This is a genomic window from Exiguobacterium sp. SH3S3 (genome assembly GCF_004337115.1).
GTDB lineage: Bacteria > Bacillota > Bacilli > Exiguobacteriales > Exiguobacteriaceae > Exiguobacterium > Exiguobacterium aurantiacum_A.
The window spans coordinates 24,037-44,793 of record NZ_SJUU01000005.1 but is presented as its reverse complement, the minus strand read 5'-3'; the positions used below and the strand labels follow the sequence as shown (position 1 = coordinate 44,793).

The 20,757-nt window shown below is 55.2% G+C and carries 19 protein-coding genes and 1 riboswitch; of the genes, 16 read left to right on the top strand and 3 right to left on the bottom strand.

Annotation, left to right across the window (positions count from 1 at the left end):
* Nucleotides 1-258 precede the first annotated feature (258 nt).
* The 6 genes from EVJ28_RS06265 to EVJ28_RS06240 all read left to right on the top strand — a co-directional run bounded on the left by EVJ28_RS06265 (nucleotide 259) and on the right by EVJ28_RS06240 (nucleotide 5,749).
* Nucleotides 259-1,071, top strand: a complete 813-nt coding sequence (locus EVJ28_RS06265) for an undecaprenyl-diphosphate phosphatase (protein ID WP_131488323.1) — start codon at nucleotides 259-261, stop codon at nucleotides 1,069-1,071.
* Between the two features lie 91 nt (nucleotides 1,072-1,162).
* A riboswitch (FMN riboswitch) is annotated at nucleotides 1,163-1,305 on the top strand.
* A gap of 150 nt (nucleotides 1,306-1,455) precedes the next feature.
* Nucleotides 1,456-2,538: a bifunctional diaminohydroxyphosphoribosylaminopyrimidine deaminase/5-amino-6-(5-phosphoribosylamino)uracil reductase RibD gene (gene ribD, locus EVJ28_RS06260; protein ID WP_131488321.1), complete on the top strand. Its 1,083-nt coding sequence runs from the start codon at nucleotides 1,456-1,458 to the stop codon at nucleotides 2,536-2,538.
* Entirely contained in the window at nucleotides 2,519-3,160 is a 642-nt protein-coding gene (gene ribE / locus EVJ28_RS06255; RefSeq protein ID WP_131488319.1) for a riboflavin synthase, read from the top strand. The genes ribD and ribE overlap by 20 nt, the downstream gene beginning before the upstream one ends.
* A complete protein-coding gene (locus EVJ28_RS06250; RefSeq protein ID WP_070328589.1) occupies nucleotides 3,160-4,341 on the top strand; it encodes a bifunctional 3,4-dihydroxy-2-butanone-4-phosphate synthase/GTP cyclohydrolase II in 1,182 nt (393 codons plus the stop codon). The genes ribE and EVJ28_RS06250 overlap by 1 nt, the downstream gene beginning before the upstream one ends.
* Nucleotides 4,341-4,805: a 6,7-dimethyl-8-ribityllumazine synthase gene (ribH, locus tag EVJ28_RS06245; protein WP_070328590.1), complete on the top strand. Its 465-nt coding sequence runs from the start codon at nucleotides 4,341-4,343 to the stop codon at nucleotides 4,803-4,805. Before EVJ28_RS06250 ends, ribH begins: the two co-directional genes overlap by 1 nt.
* A gap of 128 nt (nucleotides 4,806-4,933) precedes the next feature.
* Nucleotides 4,934-5,749, top strand: coding sequence for a ZIP family metal transporter (locus tag EVJ28_RS06240; RefSeq protein WP_131488316.1), 816 nt, complete (start codon nucleotides 4,934-4,936; stop codon nucleotides 5,747-5,749).
* A 51-nt stretch (nucleotides 5,750-5,800) separates the two neighbouring features.
* On the opposite strand, the gene pruA is transcribed toward EVJ28_RS06240, so the two are convergent.
* Nucleotides 5,801-7,345 (bottom strand): L-glutamate gamma-semialdehyde dehydrogenase, encoded by a 1,545-nt coding sequence (gene pruA, locus EVJ28_RS06235; protein ID WP_070328591.1) that lies wholly within the window; start codon nucleotides 7,343-7,345, stop codon nucleotides 5,801-5,803.
* 170 nt (nucleotides 7,346-7,515) lie between these two features.
* Between pruA and EVJ28_RS06230 the strand changes: the two genes are divergently transcribed.
* From EVJ28_RS06230 to EVJ28_RS06220, 3 genes are all read left to right on the top strand, one after another.
* Nucleotides 7,516-8,319, top strand: a complete 804-nt coding sequence (locus tag EVJ28_RS06230) for a hypothetical protein (RefSeq protein WP_131488314.1) — start codon at nucleotides 7,516-7,518, stop codon at nucleotides 8,317-8,319.
* Between the two features lie 12 nt (nucleotides 8,320-8,331).
* Nucleotides 8,332-8,769, top strand: a complete 438-nt coding sequence (gene bcp / locus EVJ28_RS06225; protein ID WP_071398073.1) for a thioredoxin-dependent thiol peroxidase — start codon at nucleotides 8,332-8,334, stop codon at nucleotides 8,767-8,769.
* Nucleotides 8,770-9,008: 239 nt separating this feature from the next.
* Nucleotides 9,009-10,385 (top strand): alanine/glycine:cation symporter family protein, encoded by a 1,377-nt coding sequence (locus EVJ28_RS06220; protein ID WP_131488312.1) that lies wholly within the window; start codon nucleotides 9,009-9,011, stop codon nucleotides 10,383-10,385.
* A 37-nt stretch (nucleotides 10,386-10,422) separates the two neighbouring features.
* Here EVJ28_RS06220 and EVJ28_RS06215 read toward each other — a convergent pair whose 3' ends face one another.
* Complete coding sequence (locus EVJ28_RS06215) at nucleotides 10,423-12,126, bottom strand: methyl-accepting chemotaxis protein (RefSeq protein WP_131488310.1); 1,704 nt, start codon at nucleotides 12,124-12,126, stop codon at nucleotides 10,423-10,425.
* A gap of 215 nt (nucleotides 12,127-12,341) precedes the next feature.
* Here EVJ28_RS06215 and gatC point away from each other — a divergent pair, with 215 nt between their 5' ends.
* From gatC to rlmD, 6 genes are all read left to right on the top strand, one after another.
* The gene (gatC, locus tag EVJ28_RS06210) at nucleotides 12,342-12,632 is read left to right on the top strand and encodes an Asp-tRNA(Asn)/Glu-tRNA(Gln) amidotransferase subunit GatC (RefSeq protein WP_016509877.1); all 291 of its coding nucleotides are present in this window, start codon (nucleotides 12,342-12,344) and stop codon (nucleotides 12,630-12,632) included.
* Between the two features lie 11 nt (nucleotides 12,633-12,643).
* Nucleotides 12,644-14,086, top strand: coding sequence for an Asp-tRNA(Asn)/Glu-tRNA(Gln) amidotransferase subunit GatA (gene gatA / locus EVJ28_RS06205; RefSeq protein ID WP_131488308.1), 1,443 nt, complete (start codon nucleotides 12,644-12,646; stop codon nucleotides 14,084-14,086).
* An 11-nt stretch (nucleotides 14,087-14,097) separates the two neighbouring features.
* A complete protein-coding gene (gene gatB / locus EVJ28_RS06200; protein ID WP_131456559.1) occupies nucleotides 14,098-15,528 on the top strand; it encodes an Asp-tRNA(Asn)/Glu-tRNA(Gln) amidotransferase subunit GatB in 1,431 nt (476 codons plus the stop codon).
* The gene (locus EVJ28_RS06195; protein WP_161566953.1) at nucleotides 15,525-16,277 is read left to right on the top strand and encodes a WecB/TagA/CpsF family glycosyltransferase; all 753 of its coding nucleotides are present in this window, start codon (nucleotides 15,525-15,527) and stop codon (nucleotides 16,275-16,277) included. Before gatB ends, EVJ28_RS06195 begins: the two co-directional genes overlap by 4 nt.
* Before the next feature lie 43 nt (nucleotides 16,278-16,320).
* Entirely contained in the window at nucleotides 16,321-17,319 is a 999-nt protein-coding gene (locus EVJ28_RS06190) for a diacylglycerol kinase (protein ID WP_131488304.1), read from the top strand.
* A 95-nt stretch (nucleotides 17,320-17,414) separates the two neighbouring features.
* Nucleotides 17,415-18,773: a 23S rRNA (uracil(1939)-C(5))-methyltransferase RlmD gene (gene rlmD / locus EVJ28_RS06185; protein WP_131488302.1), complete on the top strand. Its 1,359-nt coding sequence runs from the start codon at nucleotides 17,415-17,417 to the stop codon at nucleotides 18,771-18,773.
* 138 nt (nucleotides 18,774-18,911) lie between these two features.
* On the opposite strand, the gene EVJ28_RS06180 is transcribed toward rlmD, so the two are convergent.
* Nucleotides 18,912-19,871, bottom strand: a complete 960-nt coding sequence (locus tag EVJ28_RS06180) for a DUF5692 family protein (RefSeq protein WP_131488300.1) — start codon at nucleotides 19,869-19,871, stop codon at nucleotides 18,912-18,914.
* 220 nt (nucleotides 19,872-20,091) lie between these two features.
* On the opposite strand from EVJ28_RS06180, the gene EVJ28_RS06175 reads away from it, so the two are divergent.
* Complete coding sequence (locus EVJ28_RS06175) at nucleotides 20,092-20,694, top strand: TetR/AcrR family transcriptional regulator (RefSeq protein ID WP_131488298.1); 603 nt, start codon at nucleotides 20,092-20,094, stop codon at nucleotides 20,692-20,694.
* Nucleotides 20,695-20,757 lie beyond the last annotated feature (63 nt).

Sequence of the window (20,757 nt, the reverse complement as noted above, 5' to 3'; positions counted from 1 at the left end):
ATATTATATGGATTCATTTGTAAACAAAAAGTTTTATTTTTGGTAAATTATATGAGTTCCATACGAAAATGTACCCAACTGGACAATGGGGTCATCGCCGTTGTCCAGTTGAGTACCCTTCTATAATAAATTTAATTTTCAGACTAATCAATAAAAGTTTTCAAAATATACGAAAAAATTTTAAATGGTGGTCAATGAAACCGTGGTTCTGCTAAAATATCCGCATTGAGCGAATTTGAGAAAAGAGGATATTATGATATGACAATATGGTTATTTTACTTGCTGCTTGGTCTCGTCCAAGGGTTCACGGAACCGATCCCGATCTCGTCGAGCGGTCATTTGGTCATCTTCCAAGAGTTATTCAATATCGAATTACCGGGGCTGTCGTTCGAGATTTTCGTCAACTTTGCGTCGCTCCTCGCCGTCTTGACGATTTATCGCCAAGACGTCGTCCGGCTCGTCTTCAGTCTGTGGACGTTCTTATTTAAGAAAGACCGCAGCGAGGATACGATGATCGACGTCAAGTTCATCGGTCTCTTGCTCGTCGCGACCGTACCGGCCGGCGTGCTCGGCGTGTTATTCGGCGATTGGATCGGTGAGACGCTCAGCGGCGTCGCGACGGTCGGCTATACGTTGATCTTGACCGGGGTCGCTCTTTGGTTCATCCGCAATATGCGTGGGAATAAAGGGGACGGCGGTATCACGTTACGTGACGCCATCTTGATCGGTCTCGCCCAAGCGGTCGCGCTCATCCCTGGGATCAGCCGCTCGGGTGCCACGATCGTCATGGCAATGTTGCTCGGCATTAAACAAGAGTCGGCGCTCCGGTTCTCGTTCTTCTTGTTCATCCCGGTCAGTCTCGGGACGATGATTTTGGACGGGCCGGTCTTGTTCACCGATCCGACGACGCGCGATCTGTTCGGTCCGCTCGTCTTGGCGTTCATCGCCTCGTACGCGCTGACGGCCATCTCGCTCAAATGGTTCCAGCACATCATGGCGAAAGGTGAGCTCAAGTACTTCTCGTTCTATTGTTGGATCGTCGGTTTGCTCGTCGTCTTGTTCTTGGCTTGATTGGAAGCGCTGCTCATCGGAGCAGCGCTTTTTTGCGCTTTTATTTTTGCCTTCGATTCTTTTTTGCGCTAAAGTAAAGGAGTACAAATAAATATTCCTTCGGGGTCGGGTGCAATTCCCAACCGGCGGTGATGGGCGCAAGCCTTAAGTCCGTGACCCGGGCGCACGTGTGCGAACGGTGGATCTAGTGCGATTCTAGAGCCGACAGTATAGTCTGGATGGGAGAAGGAAAAAAGACAGGTCCTCGTGACCTGCGCTTCGTCGTACGTTATTCTGTAAAGAAAACGTTTATTTGGCTCGCCCAATGACGACTGAAACCTCCCGCCGAGACCCTAAGGACATCCTTAGGGTCTTTTTGTTTGTACGAAACAAGGAGGGAGAACGATGCAACAGTACATGCAACAAGCAATCCAATTGGCCAAGTCCGCTGCCGGACAGACCGGTGTGAACCCGCTCGTCGGGGCCGTCGTCGTCAATGACGGTCGCGTCGTCGGATTCGGTGCCCATTTGAAGGCCGGTGAACCGCACGCCGAAGTGCACGCCATTCGCATGGCCGGTGCGTCCGCATACGGTGCGACGATTTACGTCACGCTCGAGCCGTGCTCGCACTACGGGAAGACGCCGCCGTGTGCCGACTTGATCGTCGAGTCGGGCATCAAGCGCGCCGTCATCGCGATGGAAGACCCGAACCCGCTCGTCGCAGGGAAAGGTGTCGCTCGTTTGAAGGCGGCCGGGATCGACGTCGAAGTCGGTCTGCTCGAAAACGAGGCCCGTGCGCTCAATCCGGCGTTCCTACGTTCGCTTGAGACGAAGCGACCGTACGTCGTATTGAAGACGGCGACGAGCCTAGACGGGAAAGTCGCGCTTGAGGCGGGTGAGAGCCAGTGGGTGACCGGGATTGAAGCGAGACGTGACGTCCATGAACTACGGGCGACGGTCGATGCCGTCTTGACTGGAATCGGGACCGTGCTCGCCGACGACCCGGCCTTGACCGTCCGGCTCGACACGCCGACACGTCAGCCGCTCCGGGTCATCCTCGACCGTGAGCTCCGCTTACCGCTCTCGAGTCAGCTCGTTCGCAGCGCGACAGACGTGCCGGTGCTCGTCTACACGCAGTCCGAGGATGAAGAGAAACGGACCGCGCTCGCGAAGGGCGGTGTCGAGCTTGCCGACTATTCGACACTCGATAACGTCCTGCGTGACTTGTACGGTCGCGGCGTCGGCCGTTTGCTCATCGAGGCGGGACCGACGCTCGTGACGTCATTCTTTGACGGACGATACGTCGACGAATGGGTCATGTATCAGTCACCGCGCGTGTTCGGTGGGAACCGAGGCGTCTATCGCTCGAGCCAAGCCGGACCGTTAGATACGATCGAACGCTTCGCCATCGGCTCGGTCGAGACGGTCGGTACCGATATCAAGCTCGTCATGAGAAAGGAGGAGTCCAATGTTCACGGGAATCGTTGAAGAAATCGGCAGTGTGAAAGCCGTGAAGCGGAACGGGCCGTCGCTACGGCTCACGCTCGCGGGCAAGGTCGTGCTAGAAGACGTGAAGCTCGGCGACAGCATCTCGGTGAACGGGATTTGCCTGACCGTGACGGCGTTTGATCAAACGAGTTTTGCCGTCGACGTCATGCCGGAGACGCTCAAAGCGTCAAGTCTAGATGGGGTCCGCCCTGGAACGGACGTCAACCTCGAGCGGGCGATGCCGGCGAACGGTCGCTTCGGCGGTCACTTCGTCTCGGGACACGTCGACGGGGTCGGTCGCATCGTCAAGAAGCGTCCGCTCGCGAACGCGGTCTACATCGATATTAGTTGCGAGTCGTCGTTGCTCCGTTTCATCGTCCCTAAAGGTTCGATCTCGGTCGACGGGACGAGCTTGACGGTGTATGAGGTCACTGAACGCGGCTTCACGCTGTCGCTCATCCCGCACACGTACAGTGAGACGGTGCTCGGGATGAAGCAGGCAGGAGATAAGGTCAATTTGGAATGCGATATGTTGGCTAAATATATGGAAAAGCTAGTGAATCAAAAAGACATGACGCTCGAATCACTTGCGTCGATGGGATACGGAAAGGCGGGATGGTGATGTTTCACACAATCGAACAAGCAATCGAAGATTTGAAGATGGGGCGTCCGATCATCGTCGTCGATGACGAGGACCGGGAGAACGAAGGTGACTTCGTCGTCCTCGCCGATAAGATGACGGCCGAGACGATGAACTTCCTCATCACGGAAGGGAAAGGGCTTGTCTGTGCCGCCCTGGCGGAAGAAGTCGCCGTCCGGCTCGACTTGTCGCCGATGGTCGACAACAGCACCGATCCACACGGGACGGCGTTCACCGTCAGTGTCGACCATGTCGACTCGACGACGGGCATCTCGGCGAGCGAACGGGCCCACACGGTCCGCGAGCTGGCCAATGCGAACGCGCGTCCGGCCGATTTTCAACGGCCGGGACACATCTTCCCGCTCATCGCGAAAAAAGGCGGCGTCTCGGTGCGGCGCGGCCACACCGAAGCGTCGGTCGATTTGGCCCGACTGTCAGGGAGTGAGCCGGTCGCCGTCATTTGCGAAATCATCCGTGAAGACGGCGAGATGGCTCGAGTACCGGACCTGGTCCACGTCGCGGAACGGCACGATTTGAAATTCATCACGATCGAGGAGCTTGTCCGCTATATGGAGACGGATCTCGTCGAACGAGAGGCGGACGTCAATCTCCCCTCGGCAAAAGGGACGTTTCGCCTGATCGGTTATCGAAACGTCCTTGACCGCGAAGAGCACGTCGCGCTCATCAAAGGCGAACTTGAACATGCACCGCTCGTCCGCATCCATTCGGAATGTCTGACCGGTGACGTGTTCGGCTCTTACCGCTGCGACTGCGGTCCGCAACTTGATGCGTCACTCGCTAAAATTGAAGAAGAGGGCGGCGTCGTGCTCTACATGCGCCAAGAAGGGCGCGGCATCGGCTTACTGAATAAATTGAAGGCGTATGAACTGCAGGAGCAAGGGCTCGACACGGTCGAGGCGAACGTCGCGCTCGGGTTGCATACCGACTTGCGTGACTACCGGGTGAGCGCGGGCATGCTGCGTGACCTTGGCGTCACGAACGTGCGGCTCATGACGAACAACCCAGAGAAAGTCGATGCCTTGGAGGCGTGCGGCATCACCGTCGTCGAACGCGTCCCGATCATCGTCGGGGAGCACGCCGAGAATGAACGCTATCGCTTGACGAAACAACAAAAAATGAATCATTTTGGAGGAGAAGAATAATGTTGCATACATTTGAAGGTAACTTGGTTGGTAAAGGCTTGAAAATCGGGATCGTCGTCGGACGGTTCAACGATTTGATCACGATGCGCTTGCTCGACGGGGCGAAGGATGCGTTGAAGCGCCACGGCATCGAGCAAGACGACGTCGAGATTGCGTTCGTCCCGGGCGCGTTCGAACTCCCACTCGTCGCTAAAAAAATGGCGATGAGCAAGAAGTATGACGCTGTCATCACGCTCGGCGCGGTCATCCGCGGGGCGACGCCGCACTTCGACTACGTCTGCAGCGAAGCGGCGAAAGGTGTCGCCCAAGCGAGCTATCAGTCGGAAGTGCCGGTCATCTTCGGCGTCTTGACGACCGAGACGATCGAACAAGCGATCGAGCGGGCCGGCACGAAAGCCGGGAACAAAGGCTGGGAAGCAGCGACAGCGGCGATCGAGATGGCGAACTTGATGCGCACGTTTTAAATAGAATTGTAACGGAGGAGAGCGACGTCGCTCTCCTCTTTTTTGATCGTTCAAATCGGGATTAGCGACGCAGGGACGACGGGAAAAGAATAGGGCGCGCATACAAAACGGAAGGGGAGGCGACGGCGATGTGGGACGGGGTGGCTCAACTGAGCCCGGCCATGCAGGCCTTGCTCGGGACGTTGTTCACATGGGGCATGACGGCGCTCGGGGCGGCTGTCGTGTTCACGACGAAATCGATCAATCAACGGCTGATGGACGGGATGCTCGGATTTGCTGGCGGGGTGATGATTGCCGCCAGTTTTTGGTCGTTGCTCGCGCCGGCGATCGAGATGGCAGGACAGGACGCTTGGCCGGCCTGGTTCCCGGCCACGGTCGGCTTTTTATTGGGCGGATTCTTTTTATGGGGTATCGATCAACTGATTCCGCACTTGCACCCGACTTCTCCGCTCAGTGAGGCGGAAGGGATCGGCCCGTTCAAACGAAAGCGCAGCACGTTGCTCGTCTTAGCGATCACGTTGCACAACATACCGGAAGGGCTAGCGATCGGGGTCGCGTTCGGGGCGGTCGCGGCTGACTTTCCATCGGCCTCGTTGACGGGTGCCATCGCCCTCGCGATCGGGATCGGGATTCAAAACTTTCCAGAAGGCGTGGCGGTGGCGCTGCCGTTAAGGCGGGACGGGATGTCACGACGAAAGAGTTTTTTCTACGGACAGCTGTCGGCCGTCGTCGAGCCGGTCGCCGCCTTATTCGGCGTTTGGGCGGTGTTTGTCATGGAGCCGCTACTGCCGTTCGCATTGAGCTTTGCCGCCGGGGCCATGATTTTTGTCGTCGTCGAAGAAGTCATCCCCGGGTCGCAAGAGAATGGCCATAAGGACTTGGCATCGATCGCCTTAATGCTTGGATTTACCGTCATGATGATTTTAGACGTGGCGTTAGGGTGAGGCCGACACAGAAAAAAGGCACGACGGGCTGTCCCGTCGTGCCTTCCTGGATTAAAACGTCTCTGACGTCGTTTTCGCTTGCATGTGGAGCTGGATGTAATCCGGTCCGCCTGCTTTTGAATCGGTCCCTGACATGTTGAAGCCGCCGAACGGCTGATAGCCGACGATCGCGCCTGTGCAACCACGGTTGAAGTACAAGTTGCCGACGTGGAAGTTTTGGCGTGCGTATTCTTGGTTCGAGCGGTCACGCGTCAGCACCGCACCCGTCAAGCCGTACTCGGTGTTGTTGGCGATGTCGATCGCTTCTTTGAAGTCTTTCGCTTTCGTGAAGGCGACGATCGGGCCGAAGATCTCTTCTTGCATGAGACGTGCTTTCGGTGCGACGTCGGCGACGACCGTCGGCTCGACGAAGTAGCCGGTCGAGTCGTCCGCTTTACCGCCCGTGACGATGCGTCCTTCTTCTTTCGCGACGTCGAAGTACGACGTGACCTTCTTGAACGCGGCCGCATCGATGACCGGTCCCATGAAGTGTTCGTTCTGCTCGGTGTTTCCGACTGACAGTTCGTTCGTCAATTCGACGACGCGGTCGAGTACCGTGTCATACACGCTGTCGACGATGATGGCGCGTGAACAAGCTGAACATTTTTGTCCCGAGAAACCGAACGACGATTTGACGATCGACTGGGCCGCGAGTTCGAGGTCCGCTGATTCGTCGACGACGATCGTGTCTTTTCCGCCCATCTCGGCGATGACGCGTTTGAGCCAGATTTGGCCATCGTTCAACTTCGAGGCACGCTCGTTGATGCGGAGACCCACATCGCGTGAACCAGTGAAGCTGATGAAGCGCGTCTTCGGGTGGTCGACGAGGTAGTCGCCGACTTCAGCGCCCGGTCCCGGGATGAAGTTGAGGACGCCTTTCGGGAGACCCGCTTCTTCCATGACCTCGACGAATTTCGCCGCGACGATCGGTGTCGTCGAAGCTGGCTTCAAGAGGATCGTGTTACCGGCGACGATGGCCGCGACGGCCGTCCCTGCCATGATCGCGAACGGGAAGTTCCATGGGCTGATGACGATCCCGACCCCGAGTGGGATGTAGTCATAGCGGTTGTACTCGCCCGGGCGACTCTCGACTTTCTTACCAGGTTTGAGTTCGAGCATTTGACGCGCATAGTACTCCATGAAGTCGATCGCTTCCGCCGTGTCCGCGTCCGCTTCGTTCCAAGGCTTGCCCGCTTCTTTGACGAGGTAGGCCGAGAACTCGTGCTTCCGTTTACGGACGATGTTCGCCGCTTTGAACAAGACGTCGGCACGGACAGACGGGTCGACGTGACGCCACGTGTCGAACGCTTTGAGCGCTTCTTGCATCGCACGTTCCGCGAGTTCTTGGTTCGCTTTCGAGACGTGTCCGATGACTTCGTCTTTATTGGCCGGGTTGTAAGACGTGATCTTACCTTCCGTCGTCACTTTTTCCCCACCGATCACGAGCGGATAGTCCTGACCAAGCTCCCCGTTCACTTTCTCGATCGCCGCTTGAATCAAGGCAGCGTTCTCTTTGTTTGTAAAGTCTGTGAATGGTTCATGTTTGTATGGAATCATTCTCGTTCCCCCTTAAAGTGATTATGCAGTTAAGCGCTTACGTCTGTATTGTATCGGAATTCTTCATGAAATCCTAGTGAAACAATTTTCCGGAAAAGCGTGTCGTTTCCGCTCTAAATTCAGTCGTGGTAGGATGGTGAAAAGAGATTGATCGAGGAAGGAATGATTGGATGAGAAAATGGATGTTGCCGCTGGCGCTCACACTCATGCTCGGCGCTTGCGGGAATGAAGAGGCAGCACCGGTCGAAGAGACGAAACGACCGCTCCCGGACGCGGTCGAGACGGTGTATGCATCGTATCAACAAGCGCTCCGTGACGGGGACGCCGAGGCGCTCGCGGACATCGACTACGCTGCTGCCCGGACCGACATCCCGGCGACAGGTGCCGTGACGCGTGACCTGACGCCAGGTGACATCGTCGAGAGTTGGGTGAACGAGGACGAGGACGTCGCCTATATCGTCCATGAGATGGAGGATGGTGACGGGAACGAACTGCCGAACCGGCTCGCCAAAGTCGCGATCAAGGAAGGCGACGATTGGTCGCTCGTCGTCACACCAGCCTTGGTCCCAGCTAACGTGATCGGTGAGGTCGGGGAGTTGTTGACGGGGATTGAAGCGAGCGAGTACGGGGTGAACGCTGAAGCGAACGCCCGTCTCGCCGACGTGCCGGAAGATGAGGCCGGACCGATTTACGACCGGGTCAACGCCCAGACGGACTATGTCGCGCTCGAGGCGGACAATAACGTTTTCCTGCTCATGTCAGAGACGCTCACCGTCCCGGAAAACCAAGCGATCATGACCGATTACTTTAAAGCGTACCAGACGTGGTATATCGATAACGAGGCCGCGCTCCGCGATGCGGCCGCGACGGAAGACCCGGTCGACTATCTCGAAGTGCTCGACCCGCTCAAACAAAAACTAGAACAAGCGATCGACGGATATGACGAACAGCTCGTCGACCCGTCGTTCGGATAAGGAGGAAATCAGATGCTAGCACCAACATTTACACTACCGAACCAAAACGGGGACATGGTCGCACTCGAAGACTATCGCGGCCAGAAAGTCGTCCTCTATTTTTACCCGAGAGACGCGACGCCGGGCTGTACGACCGAGGCGTGCGATTTCCGTGACGCCGCACCGAAGATGAGCGGGGCCGTCGTCATCGGCATCTCGGCCGACAGCCAGAAGAAGCATCAAAACTTTATCGAGAAGAACGATTTGCCGTTCGACTTGCTCGTCGACGACACGCATGAAGTGTCAGAGCTATACGGCGTCTGGCAGCTGAAGAAGAATTACGGCAAGGAGTATTACGGCATCGTCCGCTCGACGTTCCTCATCAACGAGGACGGCTATATCGAAGAGGAGTGGCGCAGTGTCAAAGTGAACGGTCACGTCGACGAAGTCGTCGCGGCGCTCGCCAAATAAGCAAGACCCAGCCGATTTCCTGATAGAGGAAGTCGGTTTTTTGCTGAAGTGAATCGTTACATTTTTATTTCAAATACTAAAGTTGGAAACAGGATAAAACCGAGCGTTGAACATATATATTACAAAAACATTACGCAGAATCGGTATGATTTCACCCCGCGTCAACTTGACGAAGTTGAGAATGTTCTGAAAAATATAAACCAGCAGTCAAGCGAATACATACATAGGGGGAACATCACGTGAAGCAGTTTGAAAGTTGGGTGACGAGTCTATCGAACCTCGTCTGGGGACCACACTTGCTCATATTATTGATCGGGACGGGCATCTTCTTGACGTTCCGGCTCGGATTCATCCAAGTGACACGGCTCGGGTTCGGCTTGAAAGAAGCGTTCATCCCGAAAAAGCAGAGTGGGGCGGAAGCCGAAAAACGAAAACGGCAACGTGGGGACATCTCCCACTTCCAAGCGCTCATGACGGCGCTCGCGGCGACGGTCGGTACCGGCAACATGGTCGGGGTCGCGACCGCGATCGTCCTCGGAGGACCGGGTGCGATCGTCTGGATGTGGCTGAGTGGCTTCATCGGCATGGCGACAAAATACGCCGAGGCGATCCTTGCCGTCAAGTATCGTACCGTCGATGAACGGGGCGAGGTTGCCGGCGGCCCGATGTACTATTTAGAACACGGGCTTAAAAAACGTTGGCTCGGCATGACGTTCGCCTTGTTCGCCTCGATCGCCGCGTTCGGCATCGGCAATGGCGTCCAGACGAACTCGATCAGTTTAGCGCTGAACACGTCGTTCGGTGTCCCGATGGTCGCGACCGGTATCGTCATGATGGTCCTGACGGGGTTCGTCATCCTCGGTGGCGTCAAATCGATCGGGAAAGTCGTCGGGATTTTCGTCCCGGTCATGATTTTCGCTTACGTCGGGGCCGGGCTCGCCATTTTAGTCATGAACTTCGACTTGATCCCGTCCGCACTCGCGACGATCTTCTCGAGTACGTTCAGTGCCGAAGCAATCGGCGGCGGGGCGCTCGGTGCCGCGATCCGTTACGGGGTCGCGCGCGGCGTATTCTCGAACGAGGCTGGTCTCGGCTCAGCACCAATTGCGGCCGCGGCCGCGAAGACAGATTTCCCGGGACGGCAAGCGCTCATCTCGATGACACAAGTGTTGATCGACACGCTCATCGTCTGTTCGATCACCGGGCTGACGATCGTCATGGGCGGTCAGTATACGGAAGGGCTGCAAGGCATCGAGCTGACGCAAGCGTCGTTTGCTTACTTCCTCGGCCCGATCGGTGAACTCATCGTCACGATCTCGCTCGTCTTCTTCGCCTTCTCGACCGTGATCGCCTGGTGTTATTACGGGGAACGATCGGTCCATTACCTGCTCGGGGAGCGGGCGATCGTCCCGTACCGGATGGTGTACATTGTCGTCGCCGGACTCGGTGCGATGACGACGAACTTGAACTTGATTTGGGCCGTCTCCGACGTCTTCAACGGTCTGATGGCGATTCCGAACTTGATTGGGCTCTTGTTCTTGTCGGGTGTTGTCGTCGCCGAGACGAAGCGGTTCGAACTTGAGATACGGAAAGAGCGGCAACAGTCGGCCGCATGACAAAAGGACGCATTCCCGAGGGAGTGCGTCCTTTTGTTTACACTTTGAACTGGCCGATCAACTCGCTCAACTCGTCCATCTTCCGTTGCGACGCTTCGGTGACACGGTTCAACTCACTGAACCGGTCGACCGACAGCGTCACTTTCTCGGCGATGTCTTGCGTACCGAGCGCCCCGTTATTGACCGTCACGGCGACGTCTTGAATGACGCCGATCATACCGGACGTCAATTGTTCGAGTTCGATGGCCGCTTCGGCGAATTCAGAGGCTGTCGCCTCAAAGCGCCCGGCGTCTTCGCTGTAGCGTTCGGCCGCGTCTTCGAGCTGGTCGTAATCTTTCAATACGTTCGTATCGAGGAAACCGAGCATCTCGCTCGACGTCTCGTTCAAATGGTCGACCGAATGGAGCACGGTCGTCGAGATCGCTTGGATCCGTTCGACGGTCGTCCGGCTCGTCTCGGCGAGTTTACGGATCTCGTCGGCGACGACGGCGAACCCGCGTCCCGCCTCACCGGCCCGTGCCGCTTCGATCGAGGCGTTGAGCGATAACAGGTTCGTCTGCGCCGCGATGTCTAAAATATCGTTCGTGAGCGTCGCGATCTCGCGAACGGCTTTGGCGTCATGCATGGCCCGTTCGAGATTGTGCCGTGTCGAGGACAAGACGTCGATCGCTGACGCCTTCGCTTCGATGGCGTGGCTGCGGAGCGCCATGGCCCGGGCATCGACTTGCTCCGCCTCGACTTTTCGTTCGGCCGCCATCGTTACAATCTGATGGAGCGTCCGTTCCATATCCGACGCGGAGGCGTTCATTTCCTGGGCGCTCGCCGCGGTCTGTTGCATGCCGGCCGTCAAGTCCTCGGTCGTTGCGGCGGTCGTCGTCATATACGTATTAAGCGCTTTCAATTCGTCGTACATGCGAGTGGATTGCTCGGTCACCCCGCGTGAGACGCCGTTCACTTGCAAAATGAGCTGGCGCAGGTTGGCGATGAATTGGTTGAAGTCGCGCGCGAGCCCGGAGAACTCATCACGTCGCTTCACCGGGATCGACGTCGTCAAATCGCCTTGGCTCGTGGCGAGTTCGCGCATTTTCACTTTGAACTCGTTCAATGGTTCGAAAATCGAGCGGAAGATGAACACCATCATGAGTACGGTGAACAGAATAGCGGCGATCATGATGACGATGAGCGTGAGTTGGACTTGTGCAAACAACGCTTCACCAGCCTCGGTGTCAGAACGAATCCCATCACGATTCAAGTTGACGAGGAGGCCGAGCGTATTCGATAACGCGTCGACGCTCGGCGTGGCCGTGTCTCGGATGTAGGAGTCGGCCGCGGCTTGTCCTTCTTCATTCGAGATGCGAATCAATTCCTCAATGTTTGACTGGAACGTCGTCCATTGTGCCGTCGCCTGATCGAATAGTTCACGGTCGGTCTTGTTGATGATCGTCGACTCATAGCCGGTCATCTGTTGTTTTAAAATCGTGACGCCCGTCTCAATGCTGAGCTCGACATTTTGCTTTGTCACCTCGTCCTCGACTAGAGCGTGGCGCATCATATGCTGACGAATCTCGAGCAACTGCTTGTCGATTTGATGAATTTGGTCCATGCCGGGCACCCAAGAGACGTTCATGTCTTGTTGGGCTGCCTTCGAGGCGTTCAACGCATAGAATGAATAGCCGCTCACACCGAGTAATAAGACTAACAGGACGGTGAAGGCGACGATCAATTTGTTACGGATTGACATAGTGATCCCCCTCAGAAAATGTTTGCTACTCTCTTAGCATAATGAGAATTGCCCGTGTACCGTAGAGCTGTTTTTTGAAACGAGTCAATATTCTAGCGCGATTCCCTAACTTTCAAAAAATGGTCATCTTTGACCGGATTGGATTTTCTTTTTTGTCTTATGGAAAAGTGGTATGATAATGAACGATGTATTGAAAACTGTTGGAGGTGGAACCTTTGGCTCGAATCACTGAAGCTGAAGTTCGGCACGTTGCCGGACTCGCCCGACTTGCGATCACGGAAGATGAAGTGACGCACTTCACGGAGCAATTGACAAAAATCCTCGAGTTCGCCGAGCAACTCGATGAACTCGATACAACGGGCGTCATCCCGACGACCCATGCCCTAGATTTGAAAAACGTAATGCGCAAAGATGAGGTCCGCCCGTCACTTCCTCGCGAGGAAGTCGAACGGATGGCGCCTGATTGGGAGAACGGCCAAGTCCGCGTCCCAGCCGTCTTTGAGTAAGGAGGCCCTTCATGACACTATTCGATCACGGTGTAGCCAAGCTACATACCTTATTAAAAGAAGGTGAGGTCACGGTAACGGACCTCGTCAAAGAATCATTTGACCGCATCGAGGCGACCGATGACAAAATCGGTGCTTTTCTCACGTTGAACGAGGACGCGTTCGAGCAAGCGAAACGGATGGACGACCTCGCCAAGACAGCGTACAACCCGCTCTTCGGGTTGCCGATCGGCGTCAAAGACAACATCGTCACGAAAGGGACACGCACGACGTGTGCCTCGAAGTTCCTTGAGAACTTCGTCCCGGCCCATGACGCGACGGTCGTCGAGCGTCTTCACGACGCCGGTGCCGTCACGATCGGGAAGTTGAACATGGACGAGTTCGCGATGGGTTCATCGAACGAGAACTCGGCGTTCAAAGTCGTCCGTAACCCGTGGGACACGACGCGCGTACCAGGCGGCTCGTCAGGCGGTTCGGCCGCGACGGTCGCAGCCGGACAAGTACTGTTCAGCCTCGGTTCGGATACGGGTGGCTCGATTCGCCAACCGGCGGCCTACTGTGGCGTCGTCGGGATGAAACCGACGTACGGCCTCGTCTCACGTTACGGCCTCGTCGCCTTCGCCTCGTCACTCGACCAGATCGGTCCGCTGACGCGCTCGGTCGAAGACAACGCCTATTTGTTGAACGTCATCTCAGGTCATTGCGACATGGACTCGACATCGGCGACAGTCGACCTTCCGGACTATACGACATCACTTCATGGCGACATTAAAGGCATGAAGTTCGCCCTGCCGCAAGAGTTCATGGCAGAAGGCGTATCAGACGGTGTCCGCGAACAGATCGAACAAGCGGTCGAGACGCTCAAGTCGCTCGGTGCGACCGTTGAGACGGTATCGCTCCCGACCGTGAAATACGCGCTCCCGACTTACTACTTACTCGCTTCATCTGAGGCGTCTTCGAACCTCGCCCGTTTCGACGGCATCCGTTACGGACGTCGCGCCGAGGCCGATGCGCTCGAAGAAGTGTTCACGTATTCACGCGAGCAAGGGTTCGGCGAAGAAGTGAAACGCCGCATCATGCTCGGGACGTACGCGTTAAGCTCAGGTTATTACGATGCGTTCTACAAGAAGTCACAACAGGTGCGTACACTCATGAAGCAAGACTTCGCGCGCGTGTTCGAGAACTATGACGCGATCATCGGACCGACGGCGCCGACGACGGCGTTCAAGCTCGGCGAACAACTCGAAGATCCGCTCACAATGTACGCCAACGACATTATGACAATCCCGGTCAACTTGGCTGGCGTACCAGCCATCTCGGTGCCGGCCGGTCTCTCAGACGGCCTCCCGGTCGGTCTACAGATCATCGGGAACCACTTCAGCGAACCAACACTCTACCGCGTGGCCCATGCTTTTGAACAAGCAAACGGCGGTTTTAAGATGCCACAGCTTTAAGGAGGACAACGATGAACTTTGAAACGATCATCGGGATCGAGGTGCACGCCGAGCTGAGCACGAAGTCGAAGATTTGGTGTGGCTGCTCGCGCACGTACGGTGCCGAAACGAATACGCAAACGTGTCCGATCTGTCTCGGACACCCGGGCGTTCTGCCTAAATTGAACGAAGAGGCGGTCAACCTCGCCATCAAGGCCGCGATGGCACTCAACTGTGAGATCGCGACCGATACGAAGTTTGACCGCAAGAACTACTTTTATCCGGATACGCCGAAAGCGTACCAGATCTCGCAGTTCGACCAACCGATCGGCTTTAACGGCCACGTCGACGTCGAAGTCGACGGCGAGATGAAACGGTTCCGCATCGAGCGGGTCCATCTCGAGGAAGATGCTGGGAAGATGAACCATACGGGCGAGAAACATTCGGTCGTCGACTTCAACCGGACCGGCTCACCACTCATCGAGATCGTCAGTGAGGCCGACATGCGGTCACCGAAAGACGCGGTCGCTTACCTCGAACGCTTGAAAGAAGTGCTCTCGTTCGCGGGCGTCTCGGACGTCAAGATGGAAGAAGGGTCGCTTCGTTGCGACTGTAACATCTCGGTCCGTCCGTTCGGCCAAGAGCCGTTCGGCACGAAGACGGAGCTCAAAAACTTGAACTCGTTCTCGAACGTCTTGAAGGCGCTCGATTATGAGGAAGAGCGTCATCGTAAACTCCTCATCATGGGCGGTGTCATGCGTCAAGAGACGCTCCGTTTCGATGAGGCGGCGAAGAAGACGATCCTCATGCGTGTCAAGGAAGGGGCGGCCGATTACCGCTACTTCCCAGAGCCGGACCTCGTCCGTCTCGAGATCGACGAGGAATGGAAGGAACGCATTCGCAAGACGCTTCCGGAACTTCCGGTCGAACGTCGCGAACGTTACATGAACAACTATGGCCTGTCGGCTTATGACGCCAAGGCGCTCACGTCGACGCGCGAGTTCTCGGACTTCTTTGAAGCGACGACAGCGGCCGGTGCCGAACCGAAAGCTGCCGCGAACTGGCTCATGGGCGAAGTGCTCGGCCACTTGAACAAGTCGAACGAGACGGTCGAAACGATGAAATTGACGCCGAGCTCGCTCGCGGAGTTGATTCGTTTGATCGGAGAAGGTACAATTTCTTCGAAGATCGCGAAACGCGTGTTCACGGCCATGATCGAGGAAGGCGCCGAACCGAAGGCGTACGTCGAAGCGAACGGTCTCGCCCAAATTTCGGACGAGAACTTGCTACGCGGCTACATCCTCGACTTGTTCGAAGCGCATCCGCAGATGATCGAAGACTTTAAGAACGGGAAAGACCGTGCCAAAGGCTTCATCATCGGGCAGATCATGAAGCAGACGAAAGGGATGGCGAACCCGGCGCTCCTCGATGGCTTGTTCCACGAAGAGATCGCGAAACGTTGAGGGAAATCATGAATTTTCGTGAATGTCGCGTCTTTGACTATACATTTTTAGATGGGAGCCTCGATACTTGGTTGCAACTATTGAAGCAAAAGCTGCGGAATGAAGAGAAAGCGTTTGTGATTACGGCGAACCCTGAGATTATAATGCAGGCGGAACGCGACCTATCCTATAAACAAATCGTCAAAAAGACAAAGTATCTTGTACCTGACGGAGTCGGGATTCAGTGGGCTTCGAAACGTTTTCAGCAAACGATTCAACACGTTATTCCTGGCGTCGAATTGACTGAATTGTTGTTACGGGAAGCAAATAAGAACGGATATAGCTTGCTCAGCTATGGAGCTAGACCGGAAGTCCAAACCAAGTTTTATGAAACGGTTCGCGACAGGTATCCAAACATCCGATGGGTGGGACACGTCCATGGTTTCATCAACGAAGGCGAAAAAGTACAACTCGCCAAACATTGTGCAGAAGAACGTCCCGACTTGGTTTTGGTAGGGTTAGGGATGCCACTCCAAGAAAAATGGATTGCCTCGGTCATTGATGAAGTAGACAAAGGGATTTATATCGGCGTCGGTGGGACGTTCGACGTTCTGTCGGGCGAAGTAAAACGTGCTCCGAAACTTTTTAGACTACTCAAAATCGAATGGGTATATCGGATTTCGACACATAAACGTGGCAAGAAAAAGCTAAAGGATATCGTCCAGTTTGTATTGAAGGTGTTGAATGTCACGAAGTCTCTTCCTAAGTGACTGATTAGTTAAAACTTTTTAGAGCGAATCGATGGTGGTAAATATGCGTAAACGCGCACGGGTCATCTATAACCCGACATCTGGAAAAGAAGTGATCAAACGGGAGCTCCCGTATATCTTGAACCGCCTCGAGGATGCGGGTTATGAGACGTCGACGTACGCGACGAAAGCGATTGGTGACGCTACACTCGAAGCCGAGCGGGCCGCGGCGGCCGAGTTCGACTTGATCGTCGCGGCCGGCGGGGACGGGACGTTGAACGAGGTCATCTCGGGACTCGCTCCGCTCGATGAACGTCCGACGATCGGGCTCATCCCGGTCGGAACGACGAACGATTTCGCCCGGGCGATGCGAATCCCGCTCAGCGTCGTCGGCGCCCTCGACGTCATCTGTGACGGTTTTGAGATGCCGGTCGACCTCGGGGAGATCGAAGGCGAGGCGGGTGACATCCATTACTTCATCAACATCGCCGGCGGCGGCATCATGACCGAGCTGTCGTACGAAGTACCGTCGAAGTTGAAGACGGCGCTCGGCCAGCTCGCCTACTACGTCAAAGGGATGGAGAAGCTGCCGCTCATCAAACCGACGTATATCGAGCTCGAGCATGACGAAGGGACGTTCAGCGGGGAAGTGATGATCTTCCTCACGTCGAACTCGAACTCGGTCGGCGGCTTCGAGAAGATCTCGCCACACGCGTCACTCAATGACGGCTTGTTCGACTTGTTCATCCTACGGAAATGTAACTTGTTCGAGTTCATCCACGTCGTCCGCTTGTTGCTCCGGGGCGAGCACTTGTCGAGTCCGCTCGTCGAACACGTCAAGACGAGCCACGTCAAGATGAAGACGACGACGGAACGGATGAGTCTCAACATCGACGGCGAGTACGGCGGCGAATGTACGGGTGAGATGCGGAACTTGTTCCGCCACTTGACGGTGCTCGCACCGAACGCGCGCATCCGCGAGATGGAAGAGTTGAACGCTCAGTACGAACGCGAACAGATGATCAAACAGCTGTTCAACGTGTCGAATGAGAAAGCAGATTAAGTCGGCTCGGCGTGGCGCTCACGCCGAGCTTTTCGTTGGCCTCTGAACGGGTAATGAACCAATACGTACTTCTCGAATCGGAAAAGGAGAGACTCATGCTACCAGTAACTAAAAACGACCGTCTCGACGTCCATATCCATGACCTCACACACGAAGGGGCTGGCGTGGCACGCGTCGACGGTTATACGTTGTTCGTGCCGAACGCGCTCCCGGGAGAGACGGTCGAGATTGTCGTGACGAAGACGAACAAACAGTACGGCTTCGCCCGGCTAATCGAAGTGAAACAAGCGAGCGCGGACCGGGTCGAACCGCCGTGCCCGATCTTTTATCAATGTGGGGGCTGTCAGCTCCAACACTTCAGCTATGAGGGACAACTTCGCCAAAAACGGGACCGCGTCGTCGAGGCGCTCCAGCGGCTCGGCCAGTTTGACGTCCCGGTCCACGAGACGATCGGGATGCCGGAACCGTGGCGTTACCGCAACAAGGCGCAAGTTCCGTTCAAGCAAGAAGGAGATCGTCTCGTCGCCGGGTTCTATCGCCCACGCTCGCACGACATCGTCGAGATGAAGGAATGTCTCATCCAAGACGAGCGGAACGATGAGGCCGTCCAAGTCGTCCGCAACGTGCTCGCGGCGCACGGTGTGCCGGCCTATGACGAGAAGACAGGACGCGGCGTCATCCGCCACGTCATGGCCCGTTACGGCTACCACTCGGGTGAACTGATGATCGTCCTCATCACGAAGACGACAAAAATCAAAGGGGTCAACGAGATCGTCGCCGACATTTTGAAGCGGCTACCTGACGTGACGTCGATCATGCAAAACGTCAACCCGGACAAGACGAATGTCATCTTAGGGGCGACGAATAAACTCTTATACGGGCACGAGACGATCGAGGACAAGATCGGCGGACTGACGTTCACGATTTCCCCGCATTCGTTCTTCCAAGTCAACCCGGTCCAGACGGAGAAGTTGTACGGCAAGGCGCTCGAATACACGCAGTTGACCGGCACGGAACAAGTCGTCGACGCCTATTGCGGTATCGGCACGATCAGCCTGTTCCTCGCCCGAAAAGCAGCGCACGTCTACGGTGTCGAAGTCGTACCGGAAGCGATCGAGGACGCGAAACAGAACGCGCTCGTCAACGAGATCGATAACGTGACGTACGCCTGTGGCGCGGCAGAAGACGTCCTTCCGAAGTGGAAGCAAGACGGCATCAATCCGGACGTCATCGTCGTCGACCCACCGCGCAAAGGCTGTGCCGAGTCGTTCCTCGAGACGATGGTCGAGATGGCACCGAAACGGATCGTCTACGTGTCGTGTAACGTCGCGACGCAAGCGCGCGATATGCGTTACCTCGCCGACCGCGGTTACGAATTAGTCGAAGTGACACCGGTCGACATGTTCCCACATACGGCGCATGTGGAGACGGTGGCGTGGATGGAAAAAATATAAAAAAATCCTTAGATTAGCCGTTTTAACACGGTTAGTCTGAGGATTTTTTTGATAGTCACTGTGCTACCGATTCAAGAGTGGTGAGCACGTTTGGATTGGGATGAACATGAGGGATGATTACGATTGATTGATTTTCGCTTACAACGCTTTACCAATCGCGGTTTCTCGTCCAGGAACTGCATCTTCACGCAACGCGTTGATTTCTTTGTATTCGTTCGTATCTTTCCACAACTCGTCTTTCAACGGATTGAGTTTGTATTTGACGATGCGCGTCACTTGCCAGACGGCGAGGACGACGTTCAGCGCAAGACTGAGCAGCGAAATCGTCCAGTTCGCTGCCGGATTATACGACACGCTCACGTTGAACGTGCTGCCGACGGCGAAGAAGTAAGGGAATGTCATGACCCACATCATCCAAAACGTGAGTGTTTGGGCACGGTTTTGCATCCACGTCCCTTTCGCCCAAAGGAGGACAGGAACCGTCGCGGCGATGTTCAAGGCAAAGCCTGAATAGAATGCATTACCCGGTGCACATGAATAGACGTAGGCGATATTCCAGATGCCGTAAGCAACAATCCAAAGCTTCGTCTGGTCTGGCCAGAGCATGTCTTTTTTCTTGCCGGATGTCGCGAAGATGCCGACCCAACCACAGATGAGTAGCAAGTTCAGGATCCCGGCAACGGCGTTCACGTAGTTCCAACCACCCGAGATGTAATTCATCCCGTCGACCATGCCTTCGAACCCCATAATGCCGACTTGGAATTCTCGAACGACGGCCTCGGCGATATTGAGGGCCAAGATACCCGGCACGAGTATCAAGTACCATGGATGTTTTTTGTGATAATCGGTGAAGCGGATGACCATGTAAATCAAGCTTCCGGCGAGAGCGGAATACACTTTCACCCAGTGAAACCATGACGTGATTTCAGGGTCGGCGGTGAAGAACCAAATCGGGGTCAACACGATCGGAACCGCCATGAACATGAGAATGCTGGCTTTTTTGCTGGACCGAACGATTTCATTTAATCCGATCAACAAGCCGAATACGACGAACCACATGACGACATTGTACCAAGGAATGGATTCAAAGAAGAACATACTATAACGCCCCTTTCATTTCTAAAGTATTGGTGACGAAACAACAATAAAAAATATAAGATCGACAAACATACCGAACGTTCGTTATGTTTATGTGAAAAGTGTAACAAACTATTGGGAACGTTGTCAATGATGTTCGGGACGTCACAGGTACATGTCATAGAACCGTCAAATCATTATGATATAATTAGTCATTATTACGTGAGGAGCGTCGGAGCATATGATGAACGAAGGGAAACAAAAGATATTAGAGGCGGCGCGAGCGACGATCATCGAGAACGGGATTCAAGGCACGACGCTTCGTGGCATCGCGAAGAAGGCGGGGCTTAGCACGGGCGCCATCTATCACTATTACAGTTCCAAAGAGGCCATTCTTTATGATGTGATGGACGAGGGCTTGAGCGAGATTCGCCGAATCGCGACCGTATCGACCGAAGACAAAAAAGAGGCCCGTGAGATCATTCAAGAGATTTTCGACGGGATGCAAGACCGCTTAAAAAAAGATGCGGAGAGTCGACTGCAGTTTTACTTGGCACATGAAGCGATGCTCGGGAACGAGGAGTTACAGAACAAGTTTCGAGAAAAGTACGAGGATTGGATCGACCGGGTGGAGGCGATCTTCGTACGAGCATACGGTGTCGAGCGAGGTCCTTCGACGCGAGCGGTCGCCGCATGGACGATGGCGGCGATCGATGGGATGGTGCTCCAAACGTTGCTACAGACAAATGTTGTCGAGCCGGAACATATGAATCGTGTATTGGAGTACTTGCTGCAAGACGGGTTCACGCACTTCTTCAAAATTATTGAGAATGAGGAGCGTTAAGAATTTCGAAAGTATTGTCAGTTGATACATTCCCCCGTCCATAATAGAATGGATAAAGTGATT

Excerpts from the sequence above, each read along its gene's own strand:
- gatA (WP_131488308.1), top strand. The coding sequence starts at position 12,644 with ATGACACTATTCGATCACGGTGTAGCCAAGCTACATACCTTATTAAAA.
- EVJ28_RS06175 (WP_131488298.1), top strand. The coding sequence starts at position 20,092 with ATGATGAACGAAGGGAAACAAAAGATATTAGAGGCGGCGCGAGCGACG.
- EVJ28_RS06215 (WP_131488310.1), bottom strand. The coding sequence starts at position 12,126 with ATGTCAATCCGTAACAAATTGATCGTCGCCTTCACCGTCCTGTTAGTC.
- ribH (WP_070328590.1), top strand. The coding sequence starts at position 4,341 with ATGTTGCATACATTTGAAGGTAACTTGGTTGGTAAAGGCTTGAAAATC.
- pruA (WP_070328591.1), bottom strand. The coding sequence starts at position 7,345 with ATGATTCCATACAAACATGAACCATTCACAGACTTTACAAACAAAGAG.
- gatB (WP_131456559.1), top strand. The coding sequence starts at position 14,098 with ATGAACTTTGAAACGATCATCGGGATCGAGGTGCACGCCGAGCTGAGC.
- EVJ28_RS06250 (WP_070328589.1), top strand. The coding sequence starts at position 3,160 with ATGTTTCACACAATCGAACAAGCAATCGAAGATTTGAAGATGGGGCGT.
- ribE (WP_131488319.1), top strand. The coding sequence starts at position 2,519 with ATGTTCACGGGAATCGTTGAAGAAATCGGCAGTGTGAAAGCCGTGAAG.
- EVJ28_RS06180 (WP_131488300.1), bottom strand. The coding sequence starts at position 19,871 with ATGTTCTTCTTTGAATCCATTCCTTGGTACAATGTCGTCATGTGGTTC.
- ribD (WP_131488321.1), top strand. The coding sequence starts at position 1,456 with ATGCAACAGTACATGCAACAAGCAATCCAATTGGCCAAGTCCGCTGCC.
- EVJ28_RS06240 (WP_131488316.1), top strand. The coding sequence starts at position 4,934 with ATGTGGGACGGGGTGGCTCAACTGAGCCCGGCCATGCAGGCCTTGCTC.
- EVJ28_RS06230 (WP_131488314.1), top strand. The coding sequence starts at position 7,516 with ATGAGAAAATGGATGTTGCCGCTGGCGCTCACACTCATGCTCGGCGCT.
- EVJ28_RS06265 (WP_131488323.1), top strand. The coding sequence starts at position 259 with ATGACAATATGGTTATTTTACTTGCTGCTTGGTCTCGTCCAAGGGTTC.
- rlmD (WP_131488302.1), top strand. The coding sequence starts at position 17,415 with ATGCTACCAGTAACTAAAAACGACCGTCTCGACGTCCATATCCATGAC.
- EVJ28_RS06190 (WP_131488304.1), top strand. The coding sequence starts at position 16,321 with ATGCGTAAACGCGCACGGGTCATCTATAACCCGACATCTGGAAAAGAA.
- bcp (WP_071398073.1), top strand. The coding sequence starts at position 8,332 with ATGCTAGCACCAACATTTACACTACCGAACCAAAACGGGGACATGGTC.